Annotated in this window: 17 protein-coding genes; 8 read left to right on the top strand and 9 right to left on the bottom strand. The window is 65.9% G+C overall.

The features are described 5' to 3' along the window. Positions 1–6 precede the first annotated feature (6 nt). The 4 genes from FHR21_RS02200 to FHR21_RS02215 are packed head-to-tail and all read left to right on the top strand — an operon-like array spanning position 7 to position 2,955. A complete protein-coding gene (locus FHR21_RS02200; RefSeq protein ID WP_184094855.1) occupies positions 7–996 on the top strand; it encodes a thiamine pyrophosphate-dependent dehydrogenase E1 component subunit alpha in 990 nt (329 codons plus the stop codon). Next, positions 993–2,006, top strand: a complete 1,014-nt coding sequence (locus FHR21_RS02205; RefSeq protein ID WP_184094857.1) for an alpha-ketoacid dehydrogenase subunit beta — start codon at positions 993–995, stop codon at positions 2,004–2,006. Before FHR21_RS02200 ends, FHR21_RS02205 begins: the two co-directional genes overlap by 4 nt. 12 nt (positions 2,007–2,018) lie before the next feature. Beyond that, positions 2,019–2,249 (top strand): biotin/lipoyl-containing protein, encoded by a 231-nt coding sequence (locus FHR21_RS02210; RefSeq protein ID WP_184094859.1) that lies wholly within the window; start codon positions 2,019–2,021, stop codon positions 2,247–2,249. Positions 2,250–2,253: 4 nt separating this feature from the next. After that, positions 2,254–2,955, top strand: coding sequence for a nitroreductase (locus tag FHR21_RS02215; RefSeq protein ID WP_184094861.1), 702 nt, complete (start codon positions 2,254–2,256; stop codon positions 2,953–2,955). On the opposite strand, the gene FHR21_RS21160 is transcribed toward FHR21_RS02215, so the two are convergent. Genes FHR21_RS21160 through FHR21_RS02250 form a run of 7 tightly spaced genes read right to left on the bottom strand, consistent with a single transcriptional unit; the run spans position 2,952 to position 9,823 of the window. Continuing rightward, positions 2,952–3,425 carry a cupin domain-containing protein gene (locus FHR21_RS21160; RefSeq protein ID WP_184094863.1) on the bottom strand — a complete coding sequence of 158 codons (474 nt, stop codon included), beginning with the start codon at positions 3,423–3,425 and terminating at the stop codon, positions 2,952–2,954. The two genes, FHR21_RS02215 and FHR21_RS21160, sit on opposite strands and share 4 nt — an antisense overlap. A gap of 4 nt (positions 3,426–3,429) precedes the next feature. Next, complete coding sequence (locus FHR21_RS02225; protein WP_184094865.1) at positions 3,430–4,479, bottom strand: protein kinase family protein; 1,050 nt, start codon at positions 4,477–4,479, stop codon at positions 3,430–3,432. Further along, positions 4,469–6,049 carry a GMC family oxidoreductase gene (locus tag FHR21_RS02230; protein WP_184094867.1) on the bottom strand — a complete coding sequence of 527 codons (1,581 nt, stop codon included), beginning with the start codon at positions 6,047–6,049 and terminating at the stop codon, positions 4,469–4,471. The genes FHR21_RS02225 and FHR21_RS02230 overlap by 11 nt, the downstream gene beginning before the upstream one ends. Before the next feature lie 4 nt (positions 6,050–6,053). Continuing rightward, positions 6,054–6,218, bottom strand: coding sequence for a rubredoxin (locus FHR21_RS02235; RefSeq protein WP_184094869.1), 165 nt, complete (start codon positions 6,216–6,218; stop codon positions 6,054–6,056). A gap of 16 nt (positions 6,219–6,234) precedes the next feature. Beyond that, complete coding sequence (locus tag FHR21_RS02240) at positions 6,235–7,485, bottom strand: cytochrome P450 (protein WP_184094870.1); 1,251 nt, start codon at positions 7,483–7,485, stop codon at positions 6,235–6,237. After that, a complete protein-coding gene (locus tag FHR21_RS02245; protein ID WP_221234953.1) occupies positions 7,482–8,621 on the bottom strand; it encodes a serine hydrolase domain-containing protein in 1,140 nt (379 codons plus the stop codon). Before FHR21_RS02245 ends, FHR21_RS02240 begins: the two co-directional genes overlap by 4 nt. Next, entirely contained in the window at positions 8,621–9,823 is a 1,203-nt protein-coding gene (locus tag FHR21_RS02250; RefSeq protein ID WP_184094872.1) for a cytochrome P450, read from the bottom strand. The genes FHR21_RS02245 and FHR21_RS02250 overlap by 1 nt, the downstream gene beginning before the upstream one ends. A gap of 410 nt (positions 9,824–10,233) precedes the next feature. On the opposite strand from FHR21_RS02250, the gene FHR21_RS02255 reads away from it, so the two are divergent. From FHR21_RS02255 to FHR21_RS02265, 3 genes are read left to right on the top strand one after another with little or no spacing between them, the layout of a single operon-like run. Further along, positions 10,234–11,403: an acyl-CoA dehydrogenase family protein gene (locus FHR21_RS02255; protein ID WP_184094873.1), complete on the top strand. Its 1,170-nt coding sequence runs from the start codon at positions 10,234–10,236 to the stop codon at positions 11,401–11,403. After that, positions 11,400–12,479, top strand: coding sequence for an acyl-CoA dehydrogenase family protein (locus FHR21_RS02260; RefSeq protein ID WP_184094874.1), 1,080 nt, complete (start codon positions 11,400–11,402; stop codon positions 12,477–12,479). The genes FHR21_RS02255 and FHR21_RS02260 overlap by 4 nt, the downstream gene beginning before the upstream one ends. Next, positions 12,480–13,298 (top strand): enoyl-CoA hydratase/isomerase family protein, encoded by an 819-nt coding sequence (locus tag FHR21_RS02265; RefSeq protein ID WP_184094875.1) that lies wholly within the window; start codon positions 12,480–12,482, stop codon positions 13,296–13,298. A 3-nt stretch (positions 13,299–13,301) separates the two neighbouring features. On the opposite strand, the gene FHR21_RS02270 is transcribed toward FHR21_RS02265, so the two are convergent. After that, the gene (locus FHR21_RS02270) at positions 13,302–14,546 is read right to left on the bottom strand and encodes an oxidoreductase (RefSeq protein WP_184094877.1); all 1,245 of its coding nucleotides are present in this window, start codon (positions 14,544–14,546) and stop codon (positions 13,302–13,304) included. Between the two features lie 73 nt (positions 14,547–14,619). Between FHR21_RS02270 and FHR21_RS02275 the strand changes: the two genes are divergently transcribed. Beyond that, positions 14,620–15,180, top strand: a complete 561-nt coding sequence (locus tag FHR21_RS02275) for a nuclear transport factor 2 family protein (RefSeq protein WP_184094879.1) — start codon at positions 14,620–14,622, stop codon at positions 15,178–15,180. 3 nt (positions 15,181–15,183) lie between these two features. Here FHR21_RS02275 and FHR21_RS02280 read toward each other — a convergent pair whose 3' ends face one another. Beyond that, a complete protein-coding gene (locus tag FHR21_RS02280; RefSeq protein WP_184094881.1) occupies positions 15,184–15,948 on the bottom strand; it encodes an SDR family NAD(P)-dependent oxidoreductase in 765 nt (254 codons plus the stop codon). Between the last annotated feature and the right edge of the window lie 13 nt (positions 15,949–15,961).

A 15,961-nucleotide genomic window follows, 5' to 3' on the forward strand; every position in this document is an offset into this window, starting at 1 on the left:
TGCTGGATGGCCGACAAGCAATTGGTGGCGGATTCCGTGGTTCTGCTGGAAATCTACAAGCGGGCCGCGCTGCTGAAGGCGAATGATGAACGCGCCCGCAAGGTGATTCTCTCGGGCCAGATCGCGATGGTCTATTACAGCTATCGCGGGCAGGAGATCATCCCGTCGGTGATGGGCGAAGTGCTGCGCGACGACGACACGATCTGTACCATCTATCGCGGTATCCACGACATGCTCGGCAAGGGCTTTCCGTTGCGCGAGCTGTGGGCCGAGCTTGCCGGCCGCACGACCGGGTCGTGCAAGGGCAAGGGTGGACCGATGCACCTGACCTATCCGGCCAAGGGGGTGATGGTCACGACGGGCATCGTCGGATCGTCGGCGCCGATCGCCAACGGCCTTGCCTGGGCGGCGCAACTCGACGGCAGCGACCGTGTGTCGATCTGTACGTTCGGGGACGGGGCATCGAACATCGGCGCGGTGCACGAGGCGATGAATCTGGCGGCGGTGTGGAAGCTGCCGACGATCTTCGTCTGCCAGAACAACCTTTTCGCCGAGCATACCAAGTTCGAAAAGATGACCGGGGGTCAGAATATCGCGGCACGCGCCGACGGTTACGGCATTCCGGGCGTCCGCGTCGACGGCAACGATCCCGAAGCCATGTACTCGGCCTTCGCCGAAGCGGTGGCGCGTGCGCGGGCGGGTGAGGGGCCGACCTTGCTCGAATGCATGACCTTCCGTTTCTTCGGGCATAATTTCGGTGACGATGACAGCTATATTCCCAAGGAACAGAAGGCAGCGGCGATGGAGGCCGATCCGGTTCCGCGGCTGCGCGCGCGGCTGATCGCCGATGGCGTCGCTACCGAGGCGGAGCTGGCGGCGGTCGAGGCAGAGATCGAGGCGCGGATCGACGACGCGGTCGAGCATGCACTCGCATCCCCCTGGCCCGAGCCGGACGACCTGCGCTTCGACGTCTTCGCGAAGGAGATTGCGGCATGAGCGCGACGGCGGAAAAGGCGGCAAAGCCCAAGGTCACGATCATCGAGGCGATCGCCAAGGCCTATCACGATGCCTTCGCCGACGATCCGAAGGTCATCACGCTCGGCGAGGATCTCGCCGATCCCGAGGGCGGTGGTATCGCCAAGATCACGAAGGGATTGTCGACCAGCTTCGGCGATGACCGCGTGCGCTCGACGCCGATCTCCGAACAGGCGATCATGGGCGCCGCGATCGGCGCCAGCCTCGCCGGCTACAAACCGGTTGCCGAGATCATGCTGATGAACTTCACCACGGTGGCGATGGACATGATCGTCAATCACGCCGCGAAGCTGCGTTTCATGTCGGGCGGGCAGACGAGCGTCCCGATCGTCATTCGCACCATGACGGGTCTCGGCTTCGGTTCGGGCGGCCAGCATTGCGACTATCTGGAAGCCTGGTTCGCGCACACGCCGGGGATCAAGGTCTGCGCCGCGTCGACCCCGGAGGATGCCTATGGTCTGCTGCGTGCGGCGATCGAGGACCCCGATCCGGTGATCTTCATCGAGAATCTGCCGACGTATCGTGTCCCGATGGCATTCGAACTGCCGGCGAGCGACCACCGTGTCCCGCTCGGCAAGGCGGCGGTGCAGCGTGAGGGCAGCGACGTCACCGTCGTCAGCTATGCGCGCATGGCGGTGCAGGCGCGAGCCGCGGCCGAGCAGGCGACGGCCGAGGGCATTTCGGTCGAGGTGGTCGACCTGCGCACCATCGCGCCGTGGGACCGCGAGACGGTGCTCGCCTCGGCGCGCAAGACCGGGCGCGTGATCGTCGTCCACGAAGCGGTGAAGGAGCACGGCGCCGGTGCCGAAATCGCCGCGGTGATCAACGAGGAACTGTTCGGCGGCCTCAAGAAGCCGGTGAAGCGGCTGGGCGGCGCGTTCAGCGCGGTCCCCTATTCGCGGCCGCTCGAAAACGCCTATGCGCCCGATGCCGATCGCATCCTCGCCGCCATCAAGGATATCGTCAGTTAAGGAGAAGCCCTCGTGGCTGTGCAAGTGACCGTGCCGAAGATCGGCTTTTCGATGAACGAGGGCATGTTGGCCGAATGGCTCGTGGAGGATGGCGCCGAGGTGAGCGAGGGCCAGCCGCTCTATGCGCTGGAAGCCGACAAGTCGACGAACGAGGTCGAGAGTCCCGCGAGCGGCAAGATCAGGATCATCGGCGAAGTCGGCGAAACCTATGAAGTCGGCGCTGTGATCGCGGAGATCGGCTGAGCGAATGACCGACCGGGAGGCGACCGCGAAGGCCTATGCCGAGGTAGTGAACGGCCGGCGCAGCATCAGGGGATATAAGCGCGATCCGGTGCCGAAGGTGCTGATTCGCGAGATTCTGGCCCTTGCGATGCGCTCGCCTTCGTCGCTGAACACCCAGCCGTGGAATTTCTATGTCGTGACCGGCGAACCGCTCGAACGGATTCGCGCCGAGAACACGCGGCGCAATCTCGAACGCATTCCGTCGACGCGCGAGTTCCGTGGCATGGAAAATTACGAGGGCGTCCATCGCGAGCGACAGGTCGGGATCGCCAAGCAGTTGTTCGGCGCGATGGGGATCGCGCGGGACGACAAGCCGAAGCGTACCGACTGGGTGCTTCGCGGCTTCCGTCAGTTCGATGCGCCCGCCTGCATCGTCGTCACCTATGACCGGGTGCTGGTCGGCAGCGACATCGCGCCCTTCGATTGCGGCGCGGTCGCGACGGCGATCGTCAACGCCGCCTGGTCGCGCGGCCTCGGCTGCGTGATCAACAGTCAGGGGATCATGCATTCGGCGGTCGTGCGCGCGGAAGCGGGGATCGCCGACGACCAGACGATCATGATCTGTATCGCGATCGGCTGGCCCGAGGACAGCTTTCCCGCCAATCGCGTCGTATCGACGCGCAAGACGCTCGACGAAGCGGCGACCTTCGTCGGGTTCGACGACTAACCGACCGTCGCCCCACCCCCCACCGGCGCGGCATCGATGTTGACGAACAGCATTTTTGCTGGCCCCGGCCCAGGATTGCGCCAGCCGTGCAGGACGCCGCGGTCGACGATCAGGTCGCCGGGTTCGAGCTTGGTCTCGCCCGTTTCGGTCACCAAGGTGATCCGCCCCGACAGCAATATGCCATAGTCGAGCGTGTTCGTCGCATGCATCCCCGGCCCGACGAGATTCGCGTCGGCGGCGAATTCCACAATCAGGAACTTGGTTGCGCCGCGCGCGAAGGCGAAGGAAAAGGCGCTCGCCATATCGGCTTGGCCGCTGTTGTCGGCCGGCGAGGCGTCGCTCTGCCATAATAGGGTTACGCGCGTACCGCCGCCTTCGGTAACCGCGCCGCCGGCGTCGTCGAACAGGATGCAGGAGCGTCCATCGGAGCCGAGGGAGGTGACGATGCGGCGATGGGCTCCGTCACGCACGCCGTCACACGCCGAGTGCGCCGAAGCTGTCGAGATCGACCATCGCCATCGCGAAGCGCGTTGCCGCGGCGGTGTTGTTCGCCTCGGTCTGGAAATGCGAGCCGTTGAGCATCCAGATGAGCAGGCCCCAGACGACATCGCGGCGATAGGCGGCCCAGGCGTCGTCGAACGAGGGAGGATCGACGCCCTCGGCCCGCAGGCAGCTCAGATAATGGGCGAGCAGCGCACCCTCCCAGCGTCGCCGGTCGACGAGGTCGAGTCCGGCGATCAGAAAATAGCTGACGTCGATCGACCAGGCGCCGAGCCGCGGCTGCGCATCGAGGAAACCCGGCGTTCCGTCCGCGTCGACATAGAGGTTGCCGAGGTGCATGTCGCCATGGTTGATCACGCGCGCCTGCGCTTTCTGCGCCTGCCGCATCGCGGCGTGGGCGGCGCGGATGCGCGGCGGGTCGAGCAGCATGCGCGGCATCGCCGCCCCGCGCGGGGCGGTCGCATAGGCCTCGAAATGCCCGGGCGTCAGCAGCAGGGTGAAATAATGGTCCATCGCCGCCTCGCCGGTGCCGGGCACCCAAGCGAAGGCGCGGTCGAGTTCGGGCGCATCCCACCAGCGCGCGTGGAGCTTCGCAAGGCCGGCGAGAAACCCCTTGGCGAGGTCGAAATCGATCGGCTGCTGCAGCGACAGGAAGCGCACGTCGCGCAGACACAGATCCTCGAGAATGACGAGCGCCCGGCCGTCGTCGTCCATCGCCGCGCACAGGCAGTCGGGAACGTTGAGCCCGACCGTCGGCATCAGGTCGCGATAGGCATGATATTCGTTGACGTGCATCTTGCGCATCGCCGGGCTGTGCGGTTCGAACCCGGCTTTCATCAGCATCGTCGGCGGCAGGCCGGGATGGTCGCCGCGCACCGCGAGACGGATTTTGGTGCAGGCGCCGTGGAGAACGTCGACGGGTTCGACATGCGCGATGCGGACACCCGGAAAGCGAGGTGCAAGTGCTTTTTCCAGCCAGTCCGCGGTGATCCCCGCGAGGGTTTCGGGAACCCTAACCCGCATCGGCGAGGATCAGTTCGCCCGCGCGTGAAGCCATGGCCATCGCGGGCGCATTGGTGTTGCCCGACACCAGCGAAGGCATGACGGAGATATCGACGACGCGCAGCCCCTTCACCCCGCGCACGCGCAGCCGCGTATCGACGACCGATGCATCGTCGGTCCCCATGCGGCAGGTCCCGGCGGCGTGATAGCCCGCGCCGCCGATGCGATGATAGGCGTCGATGATCTCGTCGTCGGTCTCGATGCCCGCGCTCGGGTCGATCTCCCCGACGACGAAGGGCGCGAGGGCGGGCTGGGTGAACATCGCGCGGATGAAGCGGAACAGCGCCACCGATACGCGCCGGTCATAGTCGGTCGCGAGATAATTGGGGTCGATGATCGCGGGTGTGGCGCTATCGGGTCCGCCGATCAATATGCTGCCCTGGCTTTCGGGACGCATCACATAGCCGCCGCACATCGCGCCCGGAAAGCCGTGCAGCGACAGGCCCGGGGTACTCGTGTCGATCGACATCGGCCCCATGCCGAGTTGCGCGTCGGGCCGTCCGCTGCCCGGTTCGGTGCGGATGAAGCCGCCGACCTCGAAGGCCGCCGAGGTCAGCGGTCCCGATTTGAAGAGGAAATAGTGCAGCGCGCTGAGGTAGAGGCCCGCGCCCTGGAAGGCCGCATTCTCGCTGCCTTCGCGCAGGCGATATTGCGCCCGTAGCAGGCGGTGCTCGCGCATGTTGCGGCCGACGCCGGGAGCGTCGTGCAGCACTTCGACCCCCACGCCCTTGAGATGATCGGCGGGGCCGATGCCCGAGCGCTGGAGCAGGAGGGGAGAGTTGAGCGCCCCGGCGCTGAGGATCACTTCGCGCGCGGCGATATCGCGCTCGCCCTCGGCATTGCGGATGCGAACGCCGGTGATGCGCCGGCCTTCGTGCGTCAGCCGCAGCACGTCGGTGTCGGTGATCACGGTCAGGTTCGGGCGCTGCATGGCGGGGCGCAGGAAGACCTTGGCGGCGCTTTGCCGCTTGCCCTTCCAGATGTTGCGCGGCTGATAGCCGAAACCCGCGCCGTCGATCGAATTGAGGTCGTCGACGGTGGGCACGTCCATTTCGGCCGCGGCGGCGATCATCGCTTCCAGCACCGGCAGCTTCGTCGGGTGGATGGTGATGTTGAGCGGGCCGCCGGTGCCGCGCATGTCGGATGCGCCGAGCTCGTGATTTTCGAGCGCCTTGAAATGCGGCTTCAGGTCCGCCCAGCGCCAGCCGTCGCAATCCCACTCGTCATAGTCGCTCGGCTGGCCGCGGACATAGACCATGCCATTCAGCGAACTCGATCCGCCGAGCGTCTTGCCGCGCACCCAATATTCGGGCTCATTATGGCCGCCGGTCTTCTTCGCGACATAGACATGGGTCAGCTTCGAATCCGTCAGCGTCCTGCCGAAACCGCGGGGCATGTCGATCAACGGACTGGAATCGACCGGGCCGCTTTCGATCACCAGGACCTTGTTGGCGGCGTTGCGGCTCAGCCGCTCGGCAAGGACGCAGCCCGACGAGCCGGCGCCCACGACGATATAGTCGAACGGCCCCATCGCGTCAGATCTCGACCATGTCGAATTCGGATTTCAGCGAGCCGCAATCGGGGCATTTCCAGTCGTCGGGAATATCCTCCCACGCGGTGCCGGGGGCAATGCCGCCCTCGGGATCGCCGACTTCCTGCTCATAGATCCAGCCGCAATTCATGCACATCCATTTCTTCATGGCGCGGTGCCTCCGGTCAGCGGTCGAATTTCACCCACAGATGTTCGGGCACCCGGAGCAGATGCCCCTTGATCGCGGGCGCCGGCTTGTCGGGATCGAGCCGCAGGTTCGGCAGCCTGTCGAGGATCGCGTTCAGGGCGCGTGTCATTTCGACGCGAGCGAGATGCTGCCCGATGCATAGATGCGGCCCGCTCGCGAACGCGATGTGGCGCGTGCTGCGGGAGCGGAAGATATCGAACTCGTCCGGGTTCTCGAATTTGCGCGGATCGCGATTCGCCGAGGCGAGGACGGTATTGATATAGGTGCCCTTCCGGATCGGCATGCCTTCGATCTCGGTATCCTGCGCGGCGTAGCGGAAGGTCGACGTGACCGGTCCCTCCCAGCGCAGCGCCTCGTCGATCGCCTGCGGAATCAGGTTGCGATCGGCGGCCACCGCCGCGAGTTGCTCGGGATGCGTCAGCAGTCCGGTCAGCAGCACGCTGGTGCCGCGATAGGTGGTGTCGCCGCCCGCGTTCATCAATTGGCGCAGGAAGGAGATGAGCACATCGTCGGGCAGACGCTCGCCGTCGACTTCGACGGTGGCGAGATGGCTGATCAGGTCGGTTCCCGGATTTCGACGCTTCTCGACGAGCAGTCCGCCGAAGAAGGTGCCGAGCTTGGCGCTCGCCTCGGGGCCCTGCGGCGCCCCGATCGAGGACAGGATCTGCGCGATCGCGAGCTTGTGAAAGATCGGCGCCTGCGACGGTTCGAGCTCGACCTGCGCATAGATGACCTGGAAGGGATAGTGATGGGTGAATTCCTCGATCAGATCGGCTTCGCCGCGGTCGATGAAGGTACTCATCAGGCGGTTGACGACGGGATCGACCACCGACTCGCCCCATTGCGCGACCACCTGCGGCAGAAAGGCCTTTTGAAAGATCTTGCGGAAACGGGTGTGGATCGGCGCGTCCATCACGGTGATCGTGTTGCCGAAGGAACGACCGAGATTATTCTCGAAGGCCTCCTTGTTCCGAAAGATGTCGGGCTGGGTGAGTACCTTCATCACCGCGTCGTACCCGAGCACCATCACCTGCGGCAGATGGCCCATCTGCACGTCGGGCACGTCGGTGAACTGCTTGCGATAGCTGCCGTCGACGACCGGTCCCTGCGCCCGCAGCTCGTGGATGCGCGGATAGGGATCGGGGCAGTCGCCGGTCGACAGTTTCTCGACCAGGAAGGGGTCGAAACTCTTGTCCTCCAGATCTTCGAGGCGCGGCATGACGGTCATGATTTCCACTCCAGCCCGAGCGCGGCGACGACCGCCTTGGAGATCGGCAGGATCGGGTCGTCCTTCGGATCGCGCGCGTTGAACATGCGGTTGTGGCACACGGCCACGGCGAGCTTCTGATCGGGGTCGGCCCAGCCGAGCGAGCCTCCGGCGCCGGGGTGCCAGATCGCCCGCGGGCTGCTGACGCGATGTCCGCCGAGCCAGTAGCCGCCGACGCTGATCGGGATCGGGATGCCGAACATCACCGGATCGGGCTCGTCGCCATTGTCGCGGATGTTCGAAAAGCTCGCGACGCGGTCGGCCGCAAGCAGCCGCACGCCGTCTAGCGCGCCACCGCCGGCGAGCATGGCCCAGAAGCGCGCCTCGTCGCGGGCATTGAAGATGCCGCCGACACCGGCAATGCAGGCGCGGCGCACGTCGGGGCGCTCGAACACCGGCGGGACGAGATCGACGGCGGCCGGCATCGAGCGGGCATAGAGCGTCGCCGCGGGCGGCGGCGGATCGTTCTCGTTGCGGTTCGACATGACGGCAATCCGGTCCTCGACCGCGTCGGGGATGCCGATCCAGAGGTCGGCGAGGCCGAGCGGCGCGGCGATCTCGTCGAGGACATATTGGCGAAAGTCGCGGCCGACCGGATCGCTCCTGCGGACGATCTCGCCGACGATCCAGCCAAAGGTCATCGACTGATAGAGCGTTTTCTCGCCTGGCGGCGCAAGCGGCTCCATCGCCGCGATCGCGCCGGTCATATAAGCCCAGTCGCACATTGTCTCGGGCGTCACGCCCTCGGGCATCAGCGGCACGCCGGCGCGATGCGTGAGCGCATGGCGCACCGTCGCCTTGCCTTTGTCGTTCGCGGCGAATTCCGGCCAGTAGTCGGCGATCGGCGCGTCATAATCGACATGGCCGCGCTCGGCCTGGATGTGGAGCGCCGTCGCGGCGACCGCCTTCGTCACCGAATAGACGTTGTAGAGGGTATCGGCGGCTGCCTGGCGCCCCGAAGCCGGGTCGGCGAGTCCGTCCCACACGTCGATGACCTTGCGCCCGTCGTGATAGGCGACGACATGCACCGCCTCTTCGTCGCCCGCGTCGATCGCCGCACGGACCGCCGTGCGGACGGCCTTGTCGTCGACGGCCATCAGACCGCCCATTTCAGATAGAGCTTGTCGACGCCGTTGACGCTGCCCGCCGCAAAGACCGGCGGCCGGTCGGGGTCGATCTCGAAGTCGGGAATTTCGGGCAGCCATTCCTCGAGGAAGATGATGAGTTCGCGCCGCGCGAGCACATTGCCGGGGCATATGTGCGGCCCGGACCCGAAGGCGGCGTGCTTGATCTCCGATGGCTTGCGGTGGAAATCGACCACCGTGGGGTCGGCGTTGATCCTGTCGTCCAGCCCATAGAGGCATTTGGGCATCTGGACCATGTCGCCCTTCTTGAAGCGAATCCCCTTATAGTCATAATCCCGGGTCAATTGCCGCGCGGTGTTCGGCAGCCCGTAACGGCGCAGGAATTCCTCGCACGCGGTCTGGATCAGCTTCGGGTCCTCGATCAGTTCGCGGCGATGGCCGGGGTTCTTCGCAAGGAAATGAGCGACGAAACCGATCTGCGAGGCGACCGTGTCGAGCCCGCCGACCAGCACCAGCAGCGACATCGCCATGATCTCGTGCGGAGTCAGCGGCCGTTCTTCGACCTCGCCGTTCACGATCATGCCCAGCAGGTCGTCGCGCCGGTTCGCCTTGCGGTCCTCGATATGGCCCATCAGATAGCCGGCGAGTTCCATCTGCGTCTTCGTCTTGAGTTCGACGTCGTTGCTGCGCACCGCGATTTCGGCGCGCGGCAACAGGAAGGCGCGATCGTCCAGCGGTAGGCCCATCATGGTCAGAAAGACGTTGATCGGCAGTACTTTTGCGAACTCGTCGATGAACTCGCATTCGCCGCGCGGCTTCAGCGCCGCGACGAGCGCTTGCGCCGTTTCGCGCGCGACCTCCGAATATTGGCGCACCTTCTTGGGCATGAAACCGCCCATGAGCAGCCGACGATAAGGGGTATGCTCGGGCGGGTCGAGCGAAAGCGGGATCGACTTCACCCGGTCGGGGTTCAGCGGAATGTCGAATTCATTGTGGCTGAAATGCTCGTAGTCGACCTGCATCACCTGAATGTCGGCGGCGCGCGTGGCGATCCAGTAGCCGCCGTAATGCGGCGTCCAGACGATGTCGGGCCCCTTGTGCAGCTCGGCCCAGGCAAGCTGGATATCCTCGGCCTTGCCCGCCAGGCTATAGAAATCGAAATCGACTACCAGTTCCGGCGGAACATTGTCCGGGACCGCGACCGTCTGCGGCATCGTCTCTCTCCTCAGCCCATCGGCACCATTTTGTGCCTTGAATCCTATCCACTCGGTCCCGCCGTCGCGGTCGGAACCGGGCAAGGCGGGCTCTGCCGAACGGAGCGGGAGCGCGCGGTTGCCGGGTCGGTCGATACCGATTCCTCCCGATCGCACGCAGCACGCAGCACGCCGGACGGCGGGTTCATCGCATGTCTGACGTTTGGACATAATTTGTCAATAAGTATTCAATGCCTTTGGCGATCAGGGGATCGGCATGGCTCGCGCCGAGCGTCCATCTGGCCTTGAGGGTGCGCCTTTCGGGACTCATAATCAAGTGACTTAGTTAGCTGATTATTACGATTTCGATTGACTCTTGGGGCCCGCCGCATTTCAGAAGGGGCGATGATAAATCATATAGAGGATTGAGGATGGAACTGGGGTTCGGCGCCGAATATGATTCGTTCCGCCAGGAGGTGCGGGACTTCATCGTCGCGCATTGGCCGCCCGCCGACGGCGACCTGAAATCGCGCGCGAACGAGCGCGCGTTCGTCGTCGCGGCGATCGAGCGCGGCTATATGCACCGGGCGATCCCCAGGCGTTTCGGCGGCAGCGAGCAGGAACCCGACATCGCCAAGGCCGAAATCATTCGCGAGGAACTGACCAAGGCGCGCGCGCCTGCGGGCCGCATCCCCGGAAACGGGCTGGTCGTCCCCACGCTTCTCGAATGGGGAACCGAGGAACAGAAGGCGCGCTTCATCGCCCCGACTCTGCGCGGGGACATCGTCTGGGCCCAGGGCTTCTCGGAACCCAATGCCGGTTCCGACCTTGCCGCGCTCCGCACCCGCGCCGAGTTGATCGGCGATAAATGGATCATCAACGGGCAGAAGATCTGGACCACCCACGCGCATAAGGCGACGCATATGTTCTGCCTCGTCCGCACCGAACCCGACGCGCCGAAGCATGGCGGCATCTCCTATCTGCTCGTCGACATTCGCCAGCCGGGCGTCACCGTCCGGCCGCTGATCCAGATGACCCGGCAAACGGAGTTCAACGAGGTCTTCTTCGACAATGCCGAAACGCCCGCCGACATGCTGGTCGGAGAGCGGGGGAAGGGCTGGAACGTCACCCGCTCGACGCTCAAGCACGAACGCTCCGGCATCGCGACGATGACCTGGAGCCTGTCGATGTTCCGCGATCTGGTGAAACTGGCAAAAGAGGTCGAACGGAACGGCGAGCCGGCGATCAGGGACCCCCGCATCCGCGAGGAACTGGCCGCGATCGAGGGGGAGTTGATGTCGCTGACCTATTCGACCTATCGGGCGACGTCGCACGATATCCACGGGCGCGACATCGGCTGGTTCCAGACGATGCCCAAGCTCTACATGACAGAGCTCGCGGGCCGGATAGCGAAGCTGGCGCGCGACATCGTCGAGGATGATTTCACCGACATGGGCGGCGCGCGGCTCAAATGGATCGAGCGCTTCATGATCTCGCTGTCGATGTCGATTGCCGGCGGCACATCGAACATCCAGCGCAACATCATCGCGGAGCGGAGCCTCGGCCTGCCGCGCGACCGCGTGCCGGGAGCGGGCGCATGAATTTCCTCCTCTCCGAAGACCAGCTCGCCTTTCTCTCGGCGATCGAGGATCTGTTGCGCGACCGCTGCGACGCGCTGCGCGTCCACAAGATTTTCGACATTGAGGGCGACGCACAGTTCGACGCCGAATTGTGGGCGGGGCTGGTCGAAATGGGGGTTCCCGCCATTTTCGTGCCGGAAGCCCATGGCGGGCTCGGGCTAGCGATGGTCGACCTCGCCATCGTTTCCGAACTCTTCGGCACCTATGCCGCGCCCGTGCCGTGGCTCGGCCATGCGCTCGCTACCGTCGCGATCGTGCTGGGCGGCAGCGAAGCCCAGAAGGCGCGGTGGCTTCCCCGGCTCGCATCGGGAGAGGTGCTGGCCACGGTCGCCTTCGCCGAGGGCAAGAGCGTCTGGTTCCCCGGCGAGTGGCAACTTGCGGGCGCCGACGGCAGCCTGACGGGCGTCAAGACGCTCGTCCCCAATGCGGCCGAGGCGGACCTGATCGTCGTCGGCGTCGCCGAGGGGCTGGCGCTGGTCGAGAAGGGCGCCGCCTATCGCACCGAGCGCGCCGACAGCGGCGACCGCACGCGTCCCGTCGATACGGTTCTGTTCGAGGGAGCCATCGCCGAGCTGCTGGCGGACGGCCTGGCGGCGCGCGACCGGCTCTCCGATGCGGCGGCGGTGCTGCTCGCCGCCGATGCCTTCGGCGGCGCCGAGCATTGCGTGAAGATGTCGGTCGATTATGCCAGGGTGCGCGAACAATATGGCCAGCCGATCGCCGCGTTCCAGGGACTGCGCTATCAACTCGTCGCAATGGCGCTTGCGACCGAACCGGCGCGGGGTCTCTACTGGTATGCCGCCCACTCTTGGGACGCGTTGCCGGACAAGGCCGCGCATGCCGCCGCGCAGGCCAAGGCGCATCTGACCGATACCTATCTTCAGGTCACGCGCGACACGGTCGAGGCGCATGGGGGTATCGGCTTCACCTGGGAACATGATACGCACATCTATATGAAGCGCGCGATGCTCGATTGGGTGTGGATGGGTTCGCCGAGCCGGCATCGGCTGCGCGCCGCCGATTTCGCGGGCTGGTAGATGGCCGCGGCGGCAGAGGTCGTCCTTTATGCCGAGGAGGGCGGCGTCGCGTGCGTCACGCTCAACCGCCCCGGCCGCCTCAACGCGTCGAACGGCGATCTGTCGCGCGCCTTGACCGCCGCCTTGGCGCGTGCGGGCGCCGATCCTGCAGTGCGGGTGATCCTGCTCATGGGCGCCGGGCGCGCGTTCTGCGCCGGGGCCGATCTGCAAGTTCTCGGCGAATTGTCGGACGATCCGTCGGCGCCCAACTCGGGCTCGGGCGGGCTGCGCTATGACGGGCTGATGCGATTGCCGAAGCCGGTCGTCGCTGCGATCCACGGCCCCTGCGCCGGGATCGGCCTCGCACTCGCCTGCGCGGCCGATATCCGCATCGCCGCCGACGATGCGGTCTTCGTCGCCCCCTTCGCGAAACTTGGTCTGTGCGCCGAGGGCGGTCTCGCCTGGTCGCTGTCGCGGCTGATGGGACCGGGAAACGCCGCCGAGATGCTGATGAGCGCGCGGCGCGTGGGGGCCGAGGAGGCTTTGGCCAAGGGGCTCGTCTCGCGCCTGTTGCCGCGCGACGGATTCGCGGCGGCGGCGCGCGCCTATGCGTCGGATCTGGCGCAGGGCGCGCCTGCCAGCTTCGCGATGATGAAGCACCAGCTTCGCCACGCGGATGGCGGCGATTTCGAGGCCGCGCGCGCCAGCGCCGCGGATTGGACGCGCAAGACGCTCGACGCGCCCGATTTCAAGGAGGCGCTGGCGGCGAAGCGCGAGGGGCGGGCACCTCGCTTCGAACCGGTCACCGCGGTCTTCGCGCCCCCCATCAGCAAGGCCTGATGCCTATTCGAGCCGCAGCAGATGGGCGGTTTCATAGCGCAGCAGCCCGTCGTAATCGCCGCTGCGCACGCGATTCGTGAAGTCGGGGTTGCTGATCATCATCCGCCCGACCGCCATCAGATCGAAATCGCCGCGCGCGAAGCGCCGCAACGCGTCGTCCAGCCCGTGCGGCGGCCCGTCGATCGTTCTCGCCGGTTGCGCCCCCGCACCTTCCGCCCCCGCTGCGACCGCCCGCAGTGCCGCCATCGCGTCCTTCTCGAGCACTTCCCTGGCGATGCCCAGCGAGCCGACCATCATCGCAGCCTTGCCCGTCAACCGCTTCACCCAGCCCGACAGGCTGAGGTCAGAGCCCTCGAATTCGGCTTCCCAGAAGCGGCGCGTCGAACAATCGAACAGGTTCACGCCGGCCTCGGCAAGCGGCTCGACGAAATCGGCGAGCTCGTCTGCCGTCCGGGCGAAGCGCGCGCGATAATCCTGCTGTTTCCATTGCGAGATACGGAGCATGATGGGGAAGTCGGGCGCGGTCGCGGCGCGGCATGCCGCAACGACTTCGGTCGCGAAGCGCACGCGGTTCGCGATGCCGCCGCCATAGCCGTCGGTTCGGCGATTGAGGCGCGACCAGAGGAATTCGTCGATCAGATAGCCATGGGCGCCATGGATATTGATCCCGTCGCAACCGATCTCCATCGCGGTGCGCGCGCCCATGGCATAAGCGGCGATGCAGGCGTCGATCTCGTCGGTCGTCATCGGCTCGGCCACTTCGACCGGATCGGGCGGGGTGACCGCCGGATCGAGCAGTCCGGGCATATAGAGTCCCGATGGCCCCATCGATTTCATATGATGGTTGACCATCGCGAGCTTCGGGTCGGCGGCGGGATAGGGCGAGCGCATCAGTCCCGCATGCCATAGCTGGGGCATGAAGGCGCCGCCGGCCGCGTGCACGGCCTCGGCGACCTTCGCCCACGCTTCGGCGCCCCGTCCGTGGATCGTCGAGCTCGTGTGCATGTGCATGGCGGTCGGATGGTCGACCGCCGTCGCTTCGCCGATGATCAGCGCGGCGCCGCCCGCGGCCCGGCGCGCATAATAGGGCGCATAGGCCGGCGACAAAACGCCGTCCTGTGCCGAACTGCGTCCCATCGGGGCCATGACGAAACGATTGTCCAGCGTCAGCCGGCCGACGCGAAAGGGCGTGAACAGCGGCGACGCGTCGACCGGCTGATGGACGACGGAAACGGCGACCTTTTCCATGGCATTCCCCGCTTGCTCGGACTGGCGTCATTAAATAGTATACTGATCTAGCGTTGTGACAAGGGGTGGAATGATGCCGGATGCAGGCCTGGAAGACCGGATCGCGCGAATCGAAGCGCAACTCGCGATTCAGCAACTGGCGGCGCGTTATGCCCGCGCGGTCGACAGCCGCAATCTCGCTGACCTCGGCGGGCTTTTTTCACCCCAAACCAACTTCGGCGAGCATGGCAGCGGCGAAGATGGAGCGCGGGCCTTCTACGACCGGGTGCTCGCCGGCTTCTATCGCAGCTTCCACCAGATCGTCGGGCACGTCATCACGGACATCGACGCCGACAGCGCGCGCGGCACCGTCTATTGCCGCGCGGAGCACGAGGATGGCGACCACTGGATCGTCAACCTGATGGTCTATTTCGATCGCTACACGCGCGTCGGCGGGCGCTGGTATTTCCTCGGGCGCCGCCCGCGCTTCCTGTTCGTCGGCGACCCGCGCAGCGCGCCGCGGTCGATCGATTTCAACCGGTGGCCCGGCCGTGAGGATCGTTTCGCCTGCGAATTGCCGCAATCGGACGAGAGCTGGTCCACCTTCTGGGAGCAGCACCCCGACGACAGAGATAAGGTGACCAGCCTTCCCTGATTCTCAGCGCGCCGACCACCCGCCATCGACGGGGATGACGAGCCCCGTGGCGCACGCGCCATCGGGCGCCGCGGCCCAGGCGACCGCGTCGGCGATCTCGTTGGGCGAGACCATGCGCTGCGATGGGTGAAATTCGCGCACCAGCGACGCGCGCACCTCGTCCGGCATCGTGCGCGCGATATTGGGGGTCAGCGTCAGGCCGGGGGCGATGACGTTCACGCGAATGCCACGGTCGGCGTAAAGCACCGCGGCGGCCTCGCTGAGATGCACGACGCCGGCCTTCGCAGCGTGATAGGCATAGGAGGCATAGCGCGTCACGCGGATACCCGCGAGCGAGGCGATGTTGACGATGCTGCCCGATCCGGCCGCCAGCATCGGCGGCAGCGCATATTTCATCCCGAGCATGCAACTGGTCAGGCATTGGCGGAGCGTATTGTCCCAGGCCTGCACGTCCATGGCCTCCAGTCCGGTGCCCGCCGCGTCGCCCGTGCCGAAATTGCCGACATTGTGCACCGCGACGTCGAGCCGGCCGAAAGCGGCCAGCGTCTCTGCTATGCTGCGCTCGGCGTCCGCCTCGACCGTCGCATCGGCGTGCAGGAAACGAGCAGCGCCGCCCGCTTCCGCTTCCATCCGCCCGCCCGCGGTTTCGTCGATATCGGTGAACACCGTCCTGGCGCCGTCGGCGATCAGGCGCCGCACGATCGCCTGGCCGATGCCCGACGCGCCACCCGTCACCAGCGTGACGCGATTTCGAAAGGGCTGGGGCATGGTGCGTCTTTCG

This window comes from Sphingopyxis panaciterrulae, assembly GCF_014199295.1.
Lineage (GTDB): Bacteria > Pseudomonadota > Alphaproteobacteria > Sphingomonadales > Sphingomonadaceae > Sphingopyxis > Sphingopyxis panaciterrulae.